Source organism: Eubacterium sp. AF19-12LB (assembly GCF_003479125.1).
GTDB classification, from domain to species: Bacteria; Bacillota; Clostridia; order Lachnospirales; family Lachnospiraceae; genus Eubacterium_U; species Eubacterium_U album.
Map to the genome: position 1 here is coordinate 102,375 of NZ_QUGP01000002.1, position 20,353 is coordinate 122,727.

The 20,353-nt window shown below is 31.0% G+C and carries 20 protein-coding genes; all 20 read left to right on the top strand.

The annotated features are described in order from the left end of the window. Positions 1 to 57: 57 nt before the first annotated feature. Positions 58 to 639 carry a dephospho-CoA kinase gene (coaE, locus tag DWX29_RS02115; protein WP_117909338.1) on the top strand — a complete coding sequence of 194 codons (582 nt, stop codon included), beginning with the start codon at positions 58 to 60 and terminating at the stop codon, positions 637 to 639. Positions 640 to 724: 85 nt separating this feature from the next. Continuing rightward, complete coding sequence (locus DWX29_RS02120) at positions 725 to 1,144, top strand: MarR family transcriptional regulator (RefSeq protein WP_022089558.1); 420 nt, start codon at positions 725 to 727, stop codon at positions 1,142 to 1,144. A 10-nt stretch (positions 1,145 to 1,154) separates the two neighbouring features. Further along, positions 1,155 to 2,924, top strand: coding sequence for an ABC transporter ATP-binding protein (locus tag DWX29_RS02125; RefSeq protein ID WP_118565074.1), 1,770 nt, complete (start codon positions 1,155 to 1,157; stop codon positions 2,922 to 2,924). Next, positions 2,924 to 4,873 (top strand): ABC transporter ATP-binding protein, encoded by a 1,950-nt coding sequence (locus DWX29_RS02130; RefSeq protein WP_118565075.1) that lies wholly within the window; start codon positions 2,924 to 2,926, stop codon positions 4,871 to 4,873. The genes DWX29_RS02125 and DWX29_RS02130 overlap by 1 nt, the downstream gene beginning before the upstream one ends. Positions 4,874 to 5,019: 146 nt before the next feature. Continuing rightward, the gene (locus DWX29_RS02135; RefSeq protein ID WP_022089561.1) at positions 5,020 to 5,394 is read left to right on the top strand and encodes a RidA family protein; all 375 of its coding nucleotides are present in this window, start codon (positions 5,020 to 5,022) and stop codon (positions 5,392 to 5,394) included. A 142-nt stretch (positions 5,395 to 5,536) separates the two neighbouring features. After that, the gene (locus DWX29_RS02140) at positions 5,537 to 5,959 is read left to right on the top strand and encodes a hypothetical protein (protein WP_117909340.1); all 423 of its coding nucleotides are present in this window, start codon (positions 5,537 to 5,539) and stop codon (positions 5,957 to 5,959) included. Positions 5,960 to 6,243: 284 nt separating this feature from the next. Beyond that, positions 6,244 to 6,954 carry a pseudouridine synthase gene (locus DWX29_RS02145; RefSeq protein ID WP_279218157.1) on the top strand — a complete coding sequence of 237 codons (711 nt, stop codon included), beginning with the start codon at positions 6,244 to 6,246 and terminating at the stop codon, positions 6,952 to 6,954. Further along, a complete protein-coding gene (locus DWX29_RS02150) occupies positions 6,951 to 7,724 on the top strand; it encodes an SDR family NAD(P)-dependent oxidoreductase (protein ID WP_118565077.1) in 774 nt (257 codons plus the stop codon). The genes DWX29_RS02145 and DWX29_RS02150 overlap by 4 nt, the downstream gene beginning before the upstream one ends. Positions 7,725 to 7,855: 131 nt before the next feature. Next, positions 7,856 to 8,842 (top strand): RluA family pseudouridine synthase, encoded by a 987-nt coding sequence (locus DWX29_RS02155; RefSeq protein WP_118565078.1) that lies wholly within the window; start codon positions 7,856 to 7,858, stop codon positions 8,840 to 8,842. Between the two features lie 10 nt (positions 8,843 to 8,852). Continuing rightward, positions 8,853 to 9,389, top strand: a complete 537-nt coding sequence (locus tag DWX29_RS02160; RefSeq protein WP_022089566.1) for a Holliday junction resolvase RecU — start codon at positions 8,853 to 8,855, stop codon at positions 9,387 to 9,389. A gap of 90 nt (positions 9,390 to 9,479) precedes the next feature. After that, positions 9,480 to 10,685 carry an ATP phosphoribosyltransferase regulatory subunit gene (hisZ, locus tag DWX29_RS02165; protein ID WP_118565079.1) on the top strand — a complete coding sequence of 402 codons (1,206 nt, stop codon included), beginning with the start codon at positions 9,480 to 9,482 and terminating at the stop codon, positions 10,683 to 10,685. Between the two features lie 13 nt (positions 10,686 to 10,698). Beyond that, entirely contained in the window at positions 10,699 to 11,337 is a 639-nt protein-coding gene (hisG, locus tag DWX29_RS02170; protein ID WP_022089568.1) for an ATP phosphoribosyltransferase, read from the top strand. A 61-nt stretch (positions 11,338 to 11,398) separates the two neighbouring features. Beyond that, positions 11,399 to 12,706 (top strand): histidinol dehydrogenase, encoded by a 1,308-nt coding sequence (gene hisD, locus DWX29_RS02175; RefSeq protein WP_118565080.1) that lies wholly within the window; start codon positions 11,399 to 11,401, stop codon positions 12,704 to 12,706. A 22-nt stretch (positions 12,707 to 12,728) separates the two neighbouring features. Next, the gene (hisB, locus tag DWX29_RS02180) at positions 12,729 to 13,316 is read left to right on the top strand and encodes an imidazoleglycerol-phosphate dehydratase HisB (RefSeq protein WP_117909346.1); all 588 of its coding nucleotides are present in this window, start codon (positions 12,729 to 12,731) and stop codon (positions 13,314 to 13,316) included. 3 nt (positions 13,317 to 13,319) lie between these two features. Beyond that, positions 13,320 to 14,588, top strand: a complete 1,269-nt coding sequence (hisIE, locus tag DWX29_RS02185) for a bifunctional phosphoribosyl-AMP cyclohydrolase/phosphoribosyl-ATP diphosphatase HisIE (RefSeq protein WP_022089571.1) — start codon at positions 13,320 to 13,322, stop codon at positions 14,586 to 14,588. Between the two features lie 303 nt (positions 14,589 to 14,891). Next, entirely contained in the window at positions 14,892 to 15,530 is a 639-nt protein-coding gene (locus DWX29_RS02190; protein WP_117909348.1) for an HAD family hydrolase, read from the top strand. 9 nt (positions 15,531 to 15,539) lie between these two features. Then, complete coding sequence (locus DWX29_RS02195; protein ID WP_117909350.1) at positions 15,540 to 17,408, top strand: TIGR03960 family B12-binding radical SAM protein; 1,869 nt, start codon at positions 15,540 to 15,542, stop codon at positions 17,406 to 17,408. Beyond that, positions 17,392 to 18,069 (top strand): TIGR03936 family radical SAM-associated protein, encoded by a 678-nt coding sequence (locus tag DWX29_RS02200; RefSeq protein WP_117909352.1) that lies wholly within the window; start codon positions 17,392 to 17,394, stop codon positions 18,067 to 18,069. The genes DWX29_RS02195 and DWX29_RS02200 overlap by 17 nt, the downstream gene beginning before the upstream one ends. Beyond that, positions 18,062 to 19,243, top strand: coding sequence for a ribonuclease E/G (locus tag DWX29_RS02205; RefSeq protein WP_117909354.1), 1,182 nt, complete (start codon positions 18,062 to 18,064; stop codon positions 19,241 to 19,243). Before DWX29_RS02200 ends, DWX29_RS02205 begins: the two co-directional genes overlap by 8 nt. 17 nt (positions 19,244 to 19,260) lie before the next feature. Next, positions 19,261 to 20,352: a histidine kinase gene (locus tag DWX29_RS02210; protein WP_022089576.1), complete on the top strand. Its 1,092-nt coding sequence runs from the start codon at positions 19,261 to 19,263 to the stop codon at positions 20,350 to 20,352. Position 20,353 lies beyond the last annotated feature (1 nt).

The window sequence follows — 20,353 nt, forward strand, 5'->3', positions numbered from 1 at the left end:
AATTATAAATAACAATAAAAAATGTATTTAATATACATCTAATAAGGAAACAAAAAAATGATAATAGGAATAGTAGGTGGTGTGGGCTGTGGAAAGTCTACAGTCCTCACATATTTAAAAGAAAAATACAATGCTTATATAATCGAAGCTGATAAGGTGGCTAAAGAAATCATGGAAAAGGGAAATGAAGTATACAATAAGGTGATACGAGAATTTCCCGAGAGCCTAGATAAAGATGATAATATAGACAGAAAAAAACTCGCGGAAATTGTATTTAATGATGCAAAAAAATTAGAGACATTAAACAATATTACTCATCCGGGAACAATTAAGGAAATAACTGACAGAATCAATAATAGTTCAAATCAACTTGTTATTGTTGAGTCAGCTATCTTAATTGGAAGTGGTATTGATAAAATGTGCGATGAAATATGGTATGTTTATTGTGATTTAGAAAAAAGAATTAAGAGATTGATGGATAGCAGAGGATATAGTGAAGAAAAGACAAGAAACGTTATTATGAATCAAATGTCCGAAGAAGAATTTAATCGTGTTTCAGATGAGTTTATAGACAACTCTAATAGCGAAGAAGAAACACATGAACAAATAGATTTCATACTTTCTTCACAATTTTGTTAAAATAAATTATTGACTTAAAGATGAAAAAATCTTACAATATGTAGCGTGCTACATGTTGTAAGATTTTTTAGTATGAGGTGAAAATTTGGAACATTATGGAGTGTTAATTAAAAAGCTTGATAAAGTATTCAAGCAAAACTTTGATCAGGAACTTGAAAGAGTTGGACTAACTTTTTCACAAATGCGTGTTTTACGTTTTCTTGAAGATAATCCCAATACAAAAATAACTCAAAAAGACATTTCCAAGGAACTTGATATTCAGCATTCTACAACTATAGGTTTGCTCAAAAGAATGCAGGAAAAAGGACTGGTTACTGTTGTTGTGGATGAAGACAACAGGAGATGTAGGAATATCTTTCTGACTAGTAAGGCAGAAGAAATAAGCTGTGAAATGGAACGGGGCAGAACTATTATGGAAAACAGGGTAGTTGCTTCTTTTACAGAAGAGGAAAAAGAAATATTTTACAGACTGTTAAACAAAGCTATTGATAATTTAAAAGAGTAAGGAGGAGAAGATGATTAAAAGATTATTAAAGGAAGTCAAAGAATACAAAGCGGCTTCAATATTGACTCCTATTTTTATGATTGGAGAAGTAATTTTTGAAACATTAATTCCATTTATTATGGGCTTAATTATTAATAATGGAATTAATGGAAATAATGGAAAAGGTGACACTTATTATATTGTAATGATGGGCGTAATAATGTTTGTATTTGCATTATTAGGTCTAATTGCAGGAATGGGTGGAGGAATTACAGGTGCTAAGGCATCCACAGGATTTGCTAAAAATTTGCGTGAAGCAATGTTTAGAAATATTCAGACATTTTCATTTGCAAATATTGACAAATTTAGTACATCAGGACTTGTAACAAGAATGACAACGGATGTTACTAATGTACAGAATGCATATCAGATGATTCTTAGAATGTGTATTAGAGCACCATTTAGTATGATATGTGCTATGGCAATGGCATTTTACATAAGCCCAAGAATTGCAACAATATATTTAATTGCAGTTATAATTTTAGGAATTATTTTAGTATTTATTATGTTAAATGCAAATAAATATTTTAAACAGGTTTTTAGAAAATATGATGATTTAAACGAAAGCGTGCAGGAAAATGTATCAGCAATTCGTGTAGTTAAAGCTTATGTAAGAGAAGAATATGAAACAGATAAGTTTCATAAGGCAAGTAATAATGTATATAACATGTTTGTAAAAGCAGAAACAATTATTTCTTATAATTCACCTGTAATGCAGATAACAGTGTATACATGTATTCTTTTAATAAGCTGGGTAGGTGCACACATGATTGTGAATGCAAATCCTACGCTCGATACAGGAGAACTAACAAGTTTGCTTGCATACTGTATGAATATTCTTATGAGTTTAATGATGCTTTCGATGGTATTTGTTATGGTAACAATGAGTGCTGCAAGTGCAAAACGTATTGTAGAAGTATTAGACGAAAAGAGCAGCATTACAAACCCTCAAAATCCTATATTTGAAATAAAAGATGGAAGTGTAAAATTTGACAATGTTAATTTTAAATACAAAGAAAATGGTAAGAACTATGTTTTAAAAGACATTAATTTAGATATTAAATCTGGAGAAACAATAGGTATTATCGGTGGAACAGGTAGTGCTAAAACAAGTCTTGTTAACCTTATATGTCGTTTATATGATGTTAACAAAGGAAAAGTTTTAGTTGGTGGAAAAGACGTAAGAGAATACGATTTAGATACATTGCGAAACGAGGTTTCTGTAGTTTTGCAGAAAAATGTATTGTTTAGCGGAACTATTTTAGACAATCTTCGCTGGGGAGATGAAAATGCAACTGAACAAGAGTGTATAGCAGCTTGTAAACTTGCCTGCGCAGATGAATTTATTGAAAAGTTTCCTGAAAAATACAATACATATATTGAGCAGGGAGGTACAAATGTATCAGGTGGTCAGAAACAAAGAATTTGTATAGCAAGAGCGTTGCTAAAGAAACCTAAAATTCTTATATTAGATGACTCAACAAGTGCTGTTGATACAGCAACTGATGCAAAAATCAGAAAGGCATTTGCACAGGAAATACCAAATACTACAAAATTTATTATTGCACAACGTATTTCAAGTATTGAAAGTGCAGATAAAATAATCGTTATGGAAAACGGTGAAATTAATGGATTTGGAACTCATGAAGAATTACTTAAAAATAATGAAATTTATAAAGATGTATATGAATCTCAGACTGAAGGAAGCGGAGATTTTGATGAGAACGGAGGTGAACAGTAATGGCTGAAAAAGTAAAAGAATTTAAAGGAGGACCTGGAAGCAGAGGACGTGGACCAAAGCCAAAGGTTGATAATCCGGGAATTATTATGAAGCGATTATTTGGTATGCTGTTCAAATCTTATGGAGCAGCTCTTATAGTTGTTGCAATTTGTATAGTACTTAGTGTAGTAGCAAATGTTCAGGGAACATGGTTTACAAAAAATCTTATAGATATTTATATAATACCAATGGTTAAAACTTTAAATGCCGGAGGAACCCCTGATTATACACCACTTATGTATGCAATGTTAAAGGTAGCTGTATTTTATGGAATAGGTGCATTATCTACGTTTGCATACAACAGAATAATGGTTTATGTTACGCAGGGTACTTTAAGAAATTTAAGAAATCAGATGTTTGAACATATGGAAAAACTTCCAATCAAATACTTTGACACCCACTCACATGGTGACATTATGTCTATGTATACAAATGATATTGACACATTAAGACAGATGATTAGTCAGAGTATGCCACAGTTTTTAAATAGTGGTATAACAATTGTTACGGTATTTGCCAGCATGGTTGCATTAAGTATACCTTTAACAATTGTAACTTTAATTATGATTGCGATTATGCTATATGCAACAAAAAAATCAGCAGGACTTAGTGGTAAATATTTTATTAAGCAGCAAAAAGATATAGGTAAAGTTAATGGATTTATCGAAGAAATGATGGAAGGACAGAAAGTAGTTAAAGTATTCAACCATGAAGAGATAAATATTAACGATTTTGTTGAAATAAATAATCAGCTATATAACAGTGCAAATAATGCAAATAAATTTGCAAATATATTAGGACCTATAAATGCTCAGCTTGGTAATGTAAGTTATGCATTGACAGCGATTGTAGGTGGATTTTTAGCAATAAATAAAGTTACATTTTTAGGTAATGCATTAACATTGGGTGGATTAGTAAGTTTCCTTACATTTAATAAGAATTTTTCAATGCCTATAAATCAGATTAGTCAGCAAGTAAATGCAATTGTTATGGCATTAGCGGGTGCTGACAGAATATTTAAGCTGTTAGATGAAACACCTGAAACAGATGATGGTTATGTAACATTAGTAAATGCAAAATACGAAGGCGATAAACTTGTTGAAACAAAAGAAAAGACAGGAATCTGGGCATGGAAACATATTCACAAGGCAGACGGAACATTAGAATACAAACAGTTAACAGGAGATGTTGTATTTGACGATGTTGACTTTGGATACAACGATGACAAAATTGTTCTTCATAATGTCGATTTGTTTGCAACACCGGGTCAAAAGATTGCTTTTGTAGGTTCAACTGGTGCCGGTAAAACAACTATTACAAATCTTATTAATAGATTTTATGATATTCAGGATGGAAAAATCAGATATGATGGCATAAATATAAATAAAATCAAAAAAGATGATTTAAGACATTCTTTAGGAATTGTATTACAGGATACACATTTATTTACAGGTACTGTAGCTGAAAATATATCTTTTGGTAAATTAGACGCAACAAAAGAAGAAATTGAGTCTGCTGCAAAACTTGCAAATGCACATAATTTTATTATGAGTCTTCCTAATGGATATGACACAATGTTAACTGGAGATGGAGCAAATTTATCACAGGGGCAGCGACAGTTATTGGCAATTGCAAGAGCAGCAATTGCAGACCCACCGGTATTAATTTTGGACGAAGCTACAAGTTCAATTGATACACGAACTGAAAAATTAGTGCAGGAAGGTATGGATAAATTAATGAAAGGTCGAACAACATTTGTTATTGCTCATAGATTGTCGACTGTTAAAAATTCTGATTGTATAATGGTTCTTGAACAGGGACGAATTATTGAAAGAGGAACTCATGATGAACTAATTGAACAAAAGGGTAAATATTATCAACTTTACACAGGAAATAAAGCACTTGCATAATTGACTTTTTAGATGCGATTTGATAGCATTTATTGAGAGAAATATAATTAGAAAACAAAATCAACAAACTTAATTTTGTGAAAGTTTTCGACAATTAGTCTTTTATAAAAAGAGGCTATACATATTAGTTATAGGAGGAATTTAACATGAAGAAGATTATCACAGACAAGGCCCCTGCAGCAATAGGACCTTATTCACAGGCAGTTATTGCAAATGGAATTTTATATACATCAGGACAAATTGCATTAAATCCTGCAACAGGTGAAATTGTTGGGACAACAATTGAAGAACAGACTACTCAGGTAATGAAAAATTTAGGGGCAATTTTAAATGCAGCCGGTGTAGATTATGAAAACACAATTAAAACAACATGTTTCTTAGCAAATATGGAAGATTTTACAACTTTTAATGGAATTTATGAAAAATATTTTACAGGAAAACCTGCAAGAAGTTGTGTAGCAGTAAAGCAGCTTCCTAAAAATGTTCTTTGTGAAGTAGAAGTTATTGCAGTTGTAGATTAATTATATTAAAATCTGCCTTTATAATTTGTAAAATATGATTAGATAGGATTGTGTGAGTGCGTAACACGGAACAAACCGCATGCATCAAAGTTGGGGCCTTGGGCCCTAACATATTAAATATAAAAGTAGAGAAGGAGAAGCGATGAAAAAAGAATGGATAGATGTGTGCTCTTATGATGGTGAAGGATATTTACCTTTAATTACATATCAGTCATGGAGGGTTGCAGAACTTCGTTATTGCGAAGAATTAGAAGTTAAGAATTTAGATAAAATGCAAAAGCATGATGAAACGGATGAGGTTTTTGTGCTTTTAGCAGGCGAATGTACTTTATTTACAGGTGGAAATGGTGATGTCATATCAGAAATAGACGGTATAAAGATGGAACCACTTAAAATATATAATGTAAAGAGAGGAACGTTCCACACACATACACCTGAGAAAGGAAGTACTGTTCTCATTATAGAGAATTCTAATACAGATGATAATATAAATTCTCCAACATTAAAGATGACACCTGAACAGATTGAACAGGTTAGGAAAATTTATTATAAATTAAATAAGTAGTTTTGTTATATGTAATAAAAATTAAATATTGATTTATACGCAAAAACTGTTCCTGTCAGCGATATGGAGCAGTTTTTTGCTTATATATATATAATGTCGAAGTTAAAATTCCTCAACTTTGATGCATATGTAAAAACAACTTGAAAATTATTAAAAGATATATATGTATACATAATAATAGATTACATAAAAACATTACATTTTATATAAAAATAAAAATCATAATAGCATGATTTCTTTAATAGTGGTAGAATAGTAAATATATTTAAAAAGGGAGTAGGGCGTTGAGACTAGACAAATATTTGTGTGATATGAATATTGGCAGCCGCAGTCAGGTTAAACAATATATCAGAAAAGGATGCGTTGATGTTAACGGAGATATTATAAAAAAACCGGAACTGCACATAGATGAAACAAAGGATATAATTTCCGTTAATGGTAAAACAATTGCTTATAAGAAAAATATATATTATATGCTTAATAAACCGGCAGGTGTCGTAACTGCCGTTAAAGATTCAAGAGATAGAACAGTAATGGATTTATTTGACGCATCTATATCAAAAGGTTTGTTTCCTGTTGGTAGATTAGATAAGGATACGGAAGGGCTTTTGCTTGTCATGAATGATAGTGAGCTAGCACATATTCTTACTTCACCAACAAAACATATTGATAAAACATATTATGCAAAGATTAATGGCAGAGTGAAAAATGAGCATATTGAACTTTTTAAAGAAGGACTGGATATAGGTGAAAAGAAATTAACTAAGCCTGCGGTATTAAACATTTTAAAATCAGATGATATTTCAGAAATTGAGCTAACAATAACAGAGGGTAAATTTCATCAGGTTAAGAGAATGTTTAAAGCCATAGGTATGGAAGTTATATATTTAAAACGTATATCAATGGGAAAACTAAAACTTGATGATACACTTATGTTAGGCGAATATAGAGAACTTACAGCGCAGGAAATTGCGCAGATTGGAGGCAATGTATGAGAATAGTGATTATTACAGGAGCATCTTCCGGAATGGGAAGAGAATTTGCATTACAATTAGACAAAAAATTACATTCAATTGACGAATATTGGCTTGTCGGAAGAAATGAAGAGGAATTAGCAAAAACAAAAAAGAAAATGCATACAAAAACAAGAAATTTTATTGCTGATTTTAATTCCAGAAAGGCATTGTTTCCACTTGTACAGGAAATAAACAATATACAGCCGGAGGTAAAGATGCTTGTAAATTGTGCCGGATTTGGAATGGTTGGAGATTTTGACAGAATTTCATATAATGATAATTTAAGCATGATTGATGTCAACTGCAGAGCTTTAACTTCTTTGACGCATGATTGCATTCCGTTTATGGCAGTTAATTCAAGAATTATTAATATAGCTTCGGCAGGGGCATTTAATCCACAGCCGGGATTTGCAGTTTATTGTGCTACTAAATCATATGTATTGAGTTTTTCAAGAGCTTTAAGAGGAGAGTTAAAAGATTTAGGAATATATGTTACGGCAGTATGTCCGGGACCTGTTAACACTCCATTCTTTAATAAAGCAGAAAGATATGGAACGGTTTATACATTTAAGAAATTGTTCATGGCTGACCAAAAATCAGTTGTTAGTAAAGCAATTGATGATAGCATTAGATGTAAAGAAATTTCAGTTTATGGAAGGACAATGAGAGCTTATAGAGCTTTAGCCAAAGTTGTTCCACATCGTTTTATAATCGAATTATTGAATTTAATGCATAAATTGAAAAAATAAATATTTAAATTTGACATTGTTACAAGAATAATTGATAAATTAAAATGCAAAGAATTTATAATAGTTAAAATTTATATTAATCAAAATGCTATAACATAAAACGTGACTGATTATCAGCATTAGGAGATAAAATGAGAGAAATAATTATAAATAAAAATGAGGCAGGGCAACGTTTTGACAAGTTACTTTTTAAGTATTTTAACGCTGCACCTGCCAGCTTTGTGTATAAGATGCTTAGAAAAAAGAATATTACATTAAACAATAAAAAATCTGACGGAAAAGACAAACTTGCAGTTGGAGACTGTGTGAAAATATTTATGACAGATGAAACTATAGATAAGTTTAGAAGTTCAAAAAATATTGAAGCATCTGGCAAGGCAACGCATAAATTTTCGTTAGATGTAGTTTACGAAGATGAAAATGTAATTATAGTAAATAAACCGGCAGGCGTTTTAAGCCAAAAAGCAAAGAAGAATGATATTTCAATGAATGAATATATAATCGAATATTTACTAGATACAAAACAGCTTAGTGAAAATGAATTAGAAACTTTTAAGCCGGGCATTTGCAACAGACTAGACAGAAATACAAGCGGTCTGTTAATTGCAGGAAAAAGTTTATTAGGACTACAGGTGATGTCGGATATGTTAAAAGATAGAACATTTGGCAAATACTATATTACAGTCGTTTCGGGAGAAATTAATGGAAAAACAAAGATTAAAGGATATTTGACAAAAGATTCTAAATCTAACAAGGTGAAAATATACGATAAACCATTGAAAGAAAGTTCATATATAGAAACAGAATATGAATGTTTAAAAACAAATGGCAAATATACTATTTTGAAAGTTAAACTTATTACGGGAAAACCGCATCAGATAAGAGCGCATCTTGCATCCGTTAGACATCCTATAATAGGAGATACCAAATATGGAAGAGCAGATATTAATGAAATTTTCAGAAAAAAATGTGGTGTAAAATATCAACTATTACACGCATGGCAACTTAAATTTGATGAAATGCCGGATGAATTAAAAAAACTTAAACAAAAAACATTCGAAGCTAAAATTCCCCAATTATTTGAAAATGTATTTAGTGAGATTGGATTAAATTTATAAAGGAAAGAAAATGGGAACATGGAATTCACGTGGGCTTAGAGGCTCTACTTTAGAAGATATGATTAATATGTCGAATGAAAGTTATAGGGAAAAAGGATTGGCGTTAATTCAAAAAATTCCAACACCAATTACCCCGGTAAGAATTGATCAACAGACAAGACATATAACATTAGCATATTTTGATCAGCAAAGTACAGTAGATTATATAGGTGCTGTGCAGGGAATACCAGTGTGCTTTGATGCCAAAGAATGTGCAACAGATACATTTCCGATGATGAACATACACGAACATCAGGTTAAATTCATGAAGGATTTTGAAAAACAGGGTGGAGTATCTTTTATTATATTATTTTATAGTCATAAAAATGAAATGTACTATATTCCTTTCTGTGATATAGAAAAATTTTATGAAAGAAGTATAAATGGAGGAAGAAAAAGTTTCAGATTTGATGAAATAGATAAGAAATATAAAATAAAATCTGCGCCGGGTATACTGGTTCATTATTTAGAAACGATTAATATTGACCTCGAATCTAGAGAAGAATAGGCATTGACACGAAAAAAAATATATTGTATTATATTTGCTGTGCTACCGTGGTAACACATTAGCATACTAAAGTGTAAAGGAAAGATAAAAATGAGTAAAGAATTATTACACACACCAGAGGGTGTAAGAGACGTATACGGAAAAGAGTGTGCAAGAAAGTTAACAATAGAAAATAAAATTAATAATATATTTAATTTATATGGATTCCATAATGTTCAAACCCCAACATTTGAATTCTTTGATATTTTTAATAAGGAAAGAGGTTCAGTACCATCAAAGAATTTATATAAGTTTTTTGATAGGGAAGGAAATACTTTGGTATTAAGACCTGACCTTACTCCATCAATAGCAAGAATTGCAGCAAAGAATTATATGGATGTCAATGTACCTATTAAGCTTTGCTATAACGCAAATACATATATTAATAATTCTGAATTACAGGGAAAACTAAAGGAAATAACACAACTTGGTTGTGAACTAATCGGGGATGATTCAGTTGAAGCTGATGCAGAAATGGTTGCCCTTGTTGTAAATTCATTAAAGAGTTCAGGATTTGATAAATTTCTTGTTGAAATTGGTCAGGTTGACTTCTATAAGGGACTTTTAGAAGAATGTGGATTTGAAGACGATGTTGAGGAAGAACTTAGAGTTAGAATTGAAAATAAGAATTTCTTCGGTGTTGAAGAATTACTTGATTCTAAAGACATCCCTTCAAACGTAAAAGACACATTTCTTAAATTGCCTTCATTATTTGGAAGTTCAGATGTACTTGATAAAGCAAAAGAACTTGCAACGAACGAAAAATCATTAAAGGCAATTGAGAAATTAGAGGAAGTATATTCTATTTTAGTTGATTATGGAGTTGCTGATTATATTTCATTTGATTTAGGAATGCTTAGCAATTTTAATTATTATACAGGAATTATTTTTAAGGCATACACATATGGAACAGGAGATGCAATTGTTGCAGGTGGCCGCTATGATAAACTATTAAGTCAGTTTGGGAAAGATAGCGCAGCTATAGGATTTGCAGTATATATGGATCAGCTCCTTATGGCTATGAGCAGCCAGAAAATGGAAGGTGATACAGATTATGCATATGAAGTGTTAATATATGATACAGAACTTAGAAAGACGGCATTGCAGCTTGCAACAGGTCTTAGGGAAAAAGGTATTAAGACAGAGCTTATTCCTAAGAAAGAAAATATTTCGATTGATGAATATGTTGAATTCAAAAAAGAAGACGGAGCTATAAATGTAACATATGTATCTAAAGATGGTGTAAAGGAATTATAGGAGTTTAAATAAAATGAGATATTTAACATTTGCCCTTGCAAAGGGAAGATTAGCTAAAACAGCAATGAAAATGTTTGAAGATATAGGTATTGAATGTGAAGAAATGAAAGACGAAAAAACACGTAAGCTTATTTTTGTAAATGAAGAATTAAAATTAAAATTCTTCTTAAGCAAGGCGAGTGATGTACCTACATACGTTGAATATGGAGCTGCTGATATAGGAATTGTAGGAGCAGATACAATTCTTGAAGAAGGGAGAAAATTGTACGAAGTATTAGATTTAGGATTTGGAAAATGCAACATGTGTGTATGTGGTCCTGAATCTGCGAGAGATTTATTAAAAAATCATGGAATGATAAGAGTTGCTTCAAAATATCCAAATATTGCAAAAGATTATTTCTATAATAAAAAACATCAGACAGTTGAAATTATTAAACTTAATGGTTCAGTAGAACTTGCGCCTATTGTTGGTTTATCAGAAGTAATAGTTGATATTGTAGAAACAGGTACAACATTAAAAGAAAATGGACTTACTGTATTAGAAAAAGTTTGTCCTTTATCAGCAAGAATGGTTGTTAACCAAGTAAGCATGAAGATGGAAGATGAAAGAATTAGAAAAATCATAAAGGATTTGAGGGCTAATATTAAATAATTCCTATATAAATTATTGTAAATTTGATGTATAGTAGTATGTGGTAAAAGGAGAAGAAATTATGCGTATTGTAAAGTTAGATGAAGCTTCTAAGAAAAATATTTTGACTGATTTACTTAAAAGAAGTCCTAATAATTACGGAAGTTATAATGACAGTGTAAATGAAATACTTAATAATGTTAAAGAAAATGGCGACAAGGCTGTTTTTGAATATACAGCAAAATTTGACAAGGCAGATATTAATGCAGATAATATCGTGGTAACAAAGGAAGAAATTGAGGAAGCGTATAATTCTCTTGAAAATTCTGAATTAGTAGATGTTATTAGAAAAGCAATTAAAAATATAAGGGAATATCATGAAAAACAGCGTCAATACAGTTGGTTTGACAGCAAGCCTGATGGAACAATTTTAGGTCAGAAAGTTACTGCACTTGAAAAAGTAGGTGTATATGTACCTGGTGGAAAGGCAGCATATCCATCATCTGTATTAATGAACATTATTCCTGCAAAGGTTGCCGGTGTTGACAGAATATGTATGGTAACACCTCCGGGAAAAGATGGAAAAGTTAATCCCGGAACACTCGTAGCTGCAAATGAAGCAGGTGTAGATGTAATTTATAAAGTAGGAGGAGCACAGGCGATTGCTGCTTTGGCATTTGGAACTGGAAGCATTCCTAAGGTTGATAAAATTGTAGGCCCTGGAAATATTTATGTTGCTCTTGCTAAAAAGGCAGTATTTGGTTATGTAAGTATTGACAGCGTTGCAGGGCCAAGTGAAATCCTTGTGTTAGCAGATGAAACATCAAATCCAAGATATGTTGCTGCAGATTTGCTTTCACAGGCAGAACATGATGAATTAGCGTCAGCAATTTTAGTGACAACAAGTATGGATTTAGCAAAAAAAGTATCAGAATATACAGATATGTTTGTTTCTAAATTATCAAGAAAAGCAATACTTGAAAAATCATTAGATAATTTTGGATATATTTTAGTTGTTGATACATTAGATGAAGCAATTTCTGTTGCAAATGATATAGCAAGTGAACATTTAGAAATTGTTACTAAAAATCCGTTTGATGTAATGACAAAAATTAGAAATGCAGGGGCTATTTTCCTTGGAGAATATAGCTCAGAACCACTTGGAGATTATTTTGCAGGACCAAACCATGTTTTACCGACTAATGGAACAGCAAAATTCTTCTCGCCACTTAGTGTTGATGATTTTATTAAGAAATCAAGTATTATTTCATATTCAAGACAGGCATTAGAACCTATAAGCGAAGATATTCAGAAGTTTGCAAAGGCTGAAGGATTAACAGCTCATGCAAATTCTATTCGTGTAAGATTCGATGAAAATGATGAAATATAAAATATAAGGAAGGTAACGGTATATGAACAGAGTAGGTACTTACAGCAGAAAGACAAATGAAACCCAGATTGATATTACATTTAATATAGATGGAAAGGGAAAAGCTAATATTGATACAGGAATTGGCTTTTTTGACCATATGCTTAATAATTTTGCAAGACATGGTTTATTTGATTTAGATGTAAAAGTTAAGGGAGACTTATTTGTTGATTGCCATCATACAATTGAGGATACGGGAATTGCTCTTGGTATTGCCATAAAACAGGCACTTGGAGATAAAAAATCAATCAAAAGATATGGCTCTGTAATTTTACCGATGGATGAATCTTTGGTGCTATGTTCGCTTGATTTGTCAGGAAGACCTTATTTAAATTTTGATGCTGAATTTACAGTAGATAAAGTTGGCGAATTTGATACTGAAATGGTAAAAGAATTTTTCCATGCCATAGCATATGCTGTAGGAATGAATTTACATATAAAAATGCTTGAATCCGGTAATAATCACCATATGATTGAAGGGATTTTTAAAGCATTTTCCAAATCACTGGACAATGCAACAATGATTGATGAAAGAATTGAAGATGTACTATCTACGAAAGGAAGTTTATAATAAATGAGTTTTAGAATTATTCCTTCCATTTATTTAAAAGATGGAAAGGTCGTAAATAAAAATACAATGGAAATTGTTGGTGACGGAGATGCAGTAGCACTTGCAACTTTGTATAATAACAGAGGAGCTGATGAATTAATTATTTTTGATATATCAGAAACAGATTCTCAACATGATAACAATATTGGAACAATGGTTTCTATTGCTGATGCGGTGGATATTCCGATATTAGTTGGCGGAAATATTAAAAGACTTGAAGATGTAAAGAAATACATATATACAGGTGCTAAGAAAGCGATTTTAGACGGAAATAAAGAAAGTAATCTTGAATTAGTATCTGAGGCTTCTGAAAGATTTGGAAGTGACAAGATTGCTGTAATGATAGACAGTACTTTTGATATGAACAAAATAAAAACATTAAAATATGATGGAGCATCTCTTATTATTGCAAATAATTGTGCAAGAGAAGCTTTAGGATATGGCATAAGGGTTTTAGCTTATGACTGTATGTATAGTTTTGAGGATATTATTTCATTTGCAAAAGAAGAAAAAGTGTATGGTGTTTCACATGCAGGATTAGATGAGGCATTTGATTATATGAATTTCAAGGCTCAGTTAAAGGATGAAGATGTAAAAGTTGATGTTTTAGAATCAAAGATTACATTTGACAAATTTAAGACTAATAGTGATGGAATGATTCCTGTAATTGTTCAGGACTATAAGACTGATAAGGTATTAATGCTTGCATATATGAATGAAGAGGCATTTAATCTTACAATTAAGACGGGAAAAATGACATATTTTAGCAGAAGCCGTAATGAAATATGGGTAAAAGGATTAACATCCGGTCATTTCCAGTATGTAAAGGAATTGTCTATGGATTGTGATTTAGATACAATGTTAGCTAAAGTACATCAGGTTGGAGTTCCGTGTCATACAGGAGCAGACACATGCTTCTTTAATGAACTTGTTAAGAAAGAGTTTGATGAATCAAATCCAATTCATGTATTTGAAGATGTATATAAGACAATTTTAGACAGAAAGGTAAATCCTAAAGAAGGTTCATATACTAATTACTTATTTGATAAGGGAATTGATAAGATATTAAAGAAAGTCGGAGAAGAAGCAACTGAAATTGTAATTGCAGCAAAAAATCCGGATCCACAGGAAGTTAAATATGAAATATCTGACTTTTTATATCATGTAATGGTATTAATGGCTGAAAAGGGAGTTACATGGAAAGAAATCACTAAGGAATTATCACGAAGATAATGGATATAATATTTATATATTTATTTACAAAAAGAACTGCTTAAGGGTGGTTCTTTTGTTTTTATAATAATTATGATAATAGATAGTTTAAATAATCAACTTATGTTTAACAGAATTCGACCCATTAGGATAACTGTAGTTGTAAAATTTTTGGTGATATAGTATTATATTAATATGAGTAAAAATGATTTTATTGTATTAAATTACTAAAGAAATATAAATGTTTTTCTAATGCTACAATAAAAATTAATCGAATGTTTTGGGGTCAGTTATTCATAATAGTATAAGAAATGGAGCAAAAAAATGAAGACAGGAATTATATTTGATTTAGATGGCACTTTATGGAATGCTACAAAGCAGATAGCAGAGTCATGGAATGTTGTCTTTGAGAGATATGATGACATTGATTTAAGACTAACAACTAAAGAGTTAGAACAGCAGATGGGTAAGCTTATGGAAACAATTGCTGATAATCTTTTACCAAATATACCTGTAGAACGTCGCTACAAGATTTTGCAGGAATGTTGCGAGTACGAAAATGAATATTTACTTACACATTCAGGAGTGTTGTACCCTGACATTAAAGATATATTTAAGAAATTAAATGAAAAATATAGCGTTTATATTGTCAGCAACTGTCAGGCAGGATATATAGAGGCATTTTTAAAGGTTACAGATTTAGGAGAATATGTAACTGATTTTGAAAATCCGGGAAGAACAGGGAAACCAAAAGCTGACAATATTAGATTAGTAATTGAAAGAAATAATCTTGATAAAGCATTTTATGTTGGAGATACACAAGGCGATTATGATGCAACAATGGCAGCTGGAATCCCATTTATATTTGCAGCATACGGATTCGGAAATATAGATGGTGATGAAGAAGAAATTCAGGGATTAAATGAATTGCCTGATTTAATAGACAAATTAGTAGAAAAGTAGGATAGATTTTTGAAAAAATTAGCATTATCAGATGAGATTTTATTGCAGGTAGATAAGCCGGCAAGATATATTGGAAATGAAGTTAATATGATTGTAAAGGATCCAAAAAAAGTGGATATACGATTTGCAATGTGCTTTCCTGATGTATATGAGATTGGAATGTCACATTTAGGAATACAGATTCTTTACGACATGTTTAATAGACGTGAAGATACTTATTGCGAGAGAGTTTATTCTCCATGGCTTGATTTGGATAAAATAATGAGGGAAAAAGATATTCCGTTATTTGCAATTGAAAGTCAGGAACCTATAAAAAATTTCGATTTTTTAGGTATAACATTACAATATGAAATGTGTTATACAAACATTTTACAGATTTTAGATTTATCTAAAATTCCTTTAATTGCTACAGAGCGTGGAGAGGACGACCCTATTGTTATTGGAGGAGGCCCATGCTCATACAATCCGGAACCAATTGCAAACTTCTTTGATATGTTCTACATTGGTGAGGGCGAAACTCAATATGATGAGTTATTAGATATTTATAAAGAAAATAAAAAAAATGGTGGTTCGAGAAAAGAATTTTTAGAAAAAGCAGCCCATTTATCATGTATATATGTTCCACAGTTTTATGATGTTACATACAACGAAGATGGAACAATTAAAGAAATGATAAAAAATAATGAGAATGCAAGGGATAAGGTTAGAAAAGATATAGTTCTTGATATGAATGAAGTATATTATCCGACTAAGCCTTTAGTTCCTTTTATTAAAGCAACACAGGATAGAGTTGTACTTGAAGTTATGAGAGGCTGCTCAAGAGGATGTAGATTTTGTCAGGCGGGTCAGGTTTACAGACCTGTAAGAGAGAAAAGTCTTGAAAAATTAAAAGATACTGCACGAAAGATGATTGAATCAACAGGTCATGAGGAAATTTCATTAAGCTCATTGAGTACAAGTGATTATTCACAGTTAAAGGGAATAGTTAATTTTCTAATTGATGAATTTAAAGAAAAAAATATAAATATTTCATTACCGTCACTTAGAATTGATTCATTTGCGCTCGACATAATGAGTAAAGTTCAGGATGTAAAGAAAAGTTCGCTTACATTTGCACCTGAAGCAGGAACTCAGATAATGAGAAATGTAATAAATAAAGGACTTACAAAAGAAGATATACTTAATGGTTCAAGACTTGCATTTAAAGCAGGATGGAATAAAGTAAAATTATATTTTATGTTAGGACTTCCCGGTGAAACAACAGATGATATAGAAGGAATAATGGAACTTTGCGAAGAGATTGCAGAAGAATATTATGCTACTGTTCCAAAAGAAGAACGTATTGGAAAATGCCAGATTACGGCAAGCACATCATTTTTTGTGCCAAAACCATTTACAGCTTTTCAATGGTCTCCAATGAACACTATTCCTGAATTCTTAGATAAAGCTAAAATTGTTAATGACAAGATGAAATCTATGCTCAACAGAAAAAGCCTTAAATATAATTGGCATGAAGCTGATGTAAGTGTATTAGAAGGTCTTTTTGCAAGAGGAGACAGAAAATTATCAAAGACATTATTATCAGCATATAAAAAAGGCTGTCTATATGATTCATGGTCTGAAAGTTTTGATTTTGAAAAATGGAAAGAGGCTATTGAAGAAACGAATGTGGATTTGGACTTCTATATAAGCAGACAAAGAAGTGAGGATGAAATATTCCCGTGGGATTTTATAGATGCGGGAATTACAAAAGAATTTTTGCTTCGTGAATACCATAATTCACAGGCACAAAAGGTTACACCAAACTGCATGACAAGATGTTCGGGATGTGGTGCAAACTCATTTGGAGGAGGAATATGTTATGAAAATAAGAATTAAATTCTCTAAACAGGGACACATGAAATTTATTGGACATCTTGACACGATGAGATATTTTCAAAAAGTTATGCGTAGAGCAAATGTTGATATTTGTTATTCGGAAGGATTTTCACCGCATCAGAAAATGTCTTTTGCAGCACCGCTTGGAGTTGGTATAGTAAGCAATGGTGAATATTTTGATATTGAAGTTAACTCTACAGATAGCTCTAATGAAATGATAAAACGTATTAACGAGGCTAATGTAGAAGGAATTGAAGTTTTAAAATATAAGTTACTTGATGATAACGCAAAGAATTGTATGGCAATCATTGCTGGAGCAGATTATACGGCATTAGGACTTAACAAATTATTAACTAAAGATGATTTGGTAGTATATTTAAGTCAGCCGGAAATAGTTGTTTTAAAGAAAACGAAAAAAAGTGAGAAAGAAATTGATATTAAACCGTGGATATATGGACTAAAACTAACGGATGAAGGGTTGTTTATGAAAGTTGCTCAAGGTAGTGCTTCTAACCTAAAACCGGATTTAGTTATTTCATCATTGTTTAATTATTTGCAAAAAGATATTCCGTCATTAATTACATACCAAAGAGAGGAAATGTATTGTATGGTGGATGATAAATTAGTTTCTTTAGATGAAATAGGAGAGACAATTGAGTAGTACTGATGGTTTAACAAATGAGTCAGAATCAAAATTGATTTTATCTGATTTTTATAATGACAAATTATTGGGATTTTATTTTTATAAAGAAAAGTTACAAAGAATAACTCATATGGATAGCGAGTCTGTTGTTGGTAATATTTATATTGGATATGTAAAAGACGTAGTAAAAAATATAAATGCAGCATTTATTGAATTTGGAAATGACTTGAAGGGATATTATTCTTTGAATGATAATTCCCCATTTTTCTTAAATGTAAAAAATAACAATAAAGTATGCCAGGGTGACAAAATTTTAGTTCAGGTGTCTGGAGATAAAATTAAAACTAAAGATTATTCACTAACATCAAATATCAATCTGACGGGAAAATACTGTGTACTTACAGTTGGAAATACTAATATAAGTATTTCTAAAAAAATTCAGGACAAGACAACAAGAAATCAGCTAACAAGAATACTTGATAAGTATAAAAACGATGAATATGGTTTTATTGCCAGAACATCAGCAAAAGATGCAAAAGAACAAATGATTGAAGGCGAAATCATAGATCTGATAAATCAGCTTGAAGAAATAAAAAACAAAGCTATGCATTTAAAAGGAAAATCTATAGTTAAAGAAAATGAGTCAATCTTAACAAAAGAATGTCAGGAATTTATCGATAAAGAAAATGGAATTGTTATTACTGATAAGAAACAGATTTTCGATGAACTTTCAAAAAACAAAATTAACTGTAAATTTTATAATAGAGATTTGCCTTTATTCAAATGCTATTCATTGGAAAAGCATCTTATGTCCGGAATAAATAAAAAAGTATGGTTAAATTCAGGAGCATATCTGATCATAGAGCCGACAGAAGCATTGACTGTAATTGATGTAAACACGGGAAAAGCTGAACTGAAATCAAATAAAGAAGAAACATTTTATAAGATAAATATTGAGGCTGCGCATGAAGTTGCCAGACAGTTGAAAATCAGAAATATTTCGGGAATTATTATTGTTGATTTTATTTCAATGCGAAATAAGGAAAATGAACAGATATTACTTAACAAGATGAATGAAATTCTTAAATATGATTATTCAAGATGCATTGCAGTTGATATTACAAAGTTAGGATTGATGGAAATTACAAGAAAAAAAGGAAAAAAATCTTTATACGAAATAATTCAGAAATAATATGTTATGAGGAAAATATGAAAGAAGAAAAGCATGAAAACATAGATTTAGATGATTTAGAAGATATAAATGATATAGAAAGTTATCTAAATAATAAAAAAGAAAAAAAATATAAATCAATGTTCATGAAAACGTTTTGGTGGATTTTGATAATATACATATGTATATGTGTGGTCATGATTATGTTACTTATGGACAATGATTTGAACTCAAAAGAATGTGGATATATAGCCATAATCTTTATAATGTCTTCAGCGCTGTTTATTTCAGTTTCAATGCTTATTTTTAAAATTTTTCAGAGATTTAGAAAACTTTCTGCTAATTTCAATGAAATTTCATCTACAAATAATATGCATGTGCCTGAAGATGGAGATGACGAGATTGCTATGCTAGGGCATCAGATTAACGATATGGTAGATCATATAGAGCAGCTTAATAAAGAAAATGTTAAAAAGCAGCTGTTAATGAAGAATGTTGAGATTAAATCACTACAAAATCAGATTAATGCTCATTTTATGTATAATGTCTTGGAAAGCATAAAGATGATGGCGGAGATAAAAGGTGATTATGAAATATCTGATGCAATAACATCACTTGGTCAGATGTTCAGATATAGTATGAAATGGACTTCGGGTTTAGTTACATTAAGGGAAGAATTAGAATATGTCCAGACATATTTAAATCTTTTAAATTTAAGATTTGATTATGAAATATATCTTTCGCTAAATATTCCGGAACAATATATGGATATTGAAATTCCAAAAATGACTTTGCAGCCAATAGTTGAGAATTCAGTATACCACGGTATAGAGGATATGGCTGAAGATACTTCAATTTATATAAAGGTATATGATATTGTAGAAAAAAATATTCTGGCAATAGAAGTTTCTGATGCCGGTAAAGGTATGGACGAGGAAAAATTGAAAGAGATTAAAGTTAATCTATATTTGCCCCATGAAGATGATTCAAAGGAGCATGGTCGTGCGCTAAGGAACGTAAATGAACGAATTCAGATGTTCTTTGGAAAAGAGTACGGAATAGATATTTTCTCAAAGAAAGGGTTATTTACTAAAGTGGTTATTCAATTACCGTTAGAGAGGAAGCAGTAGC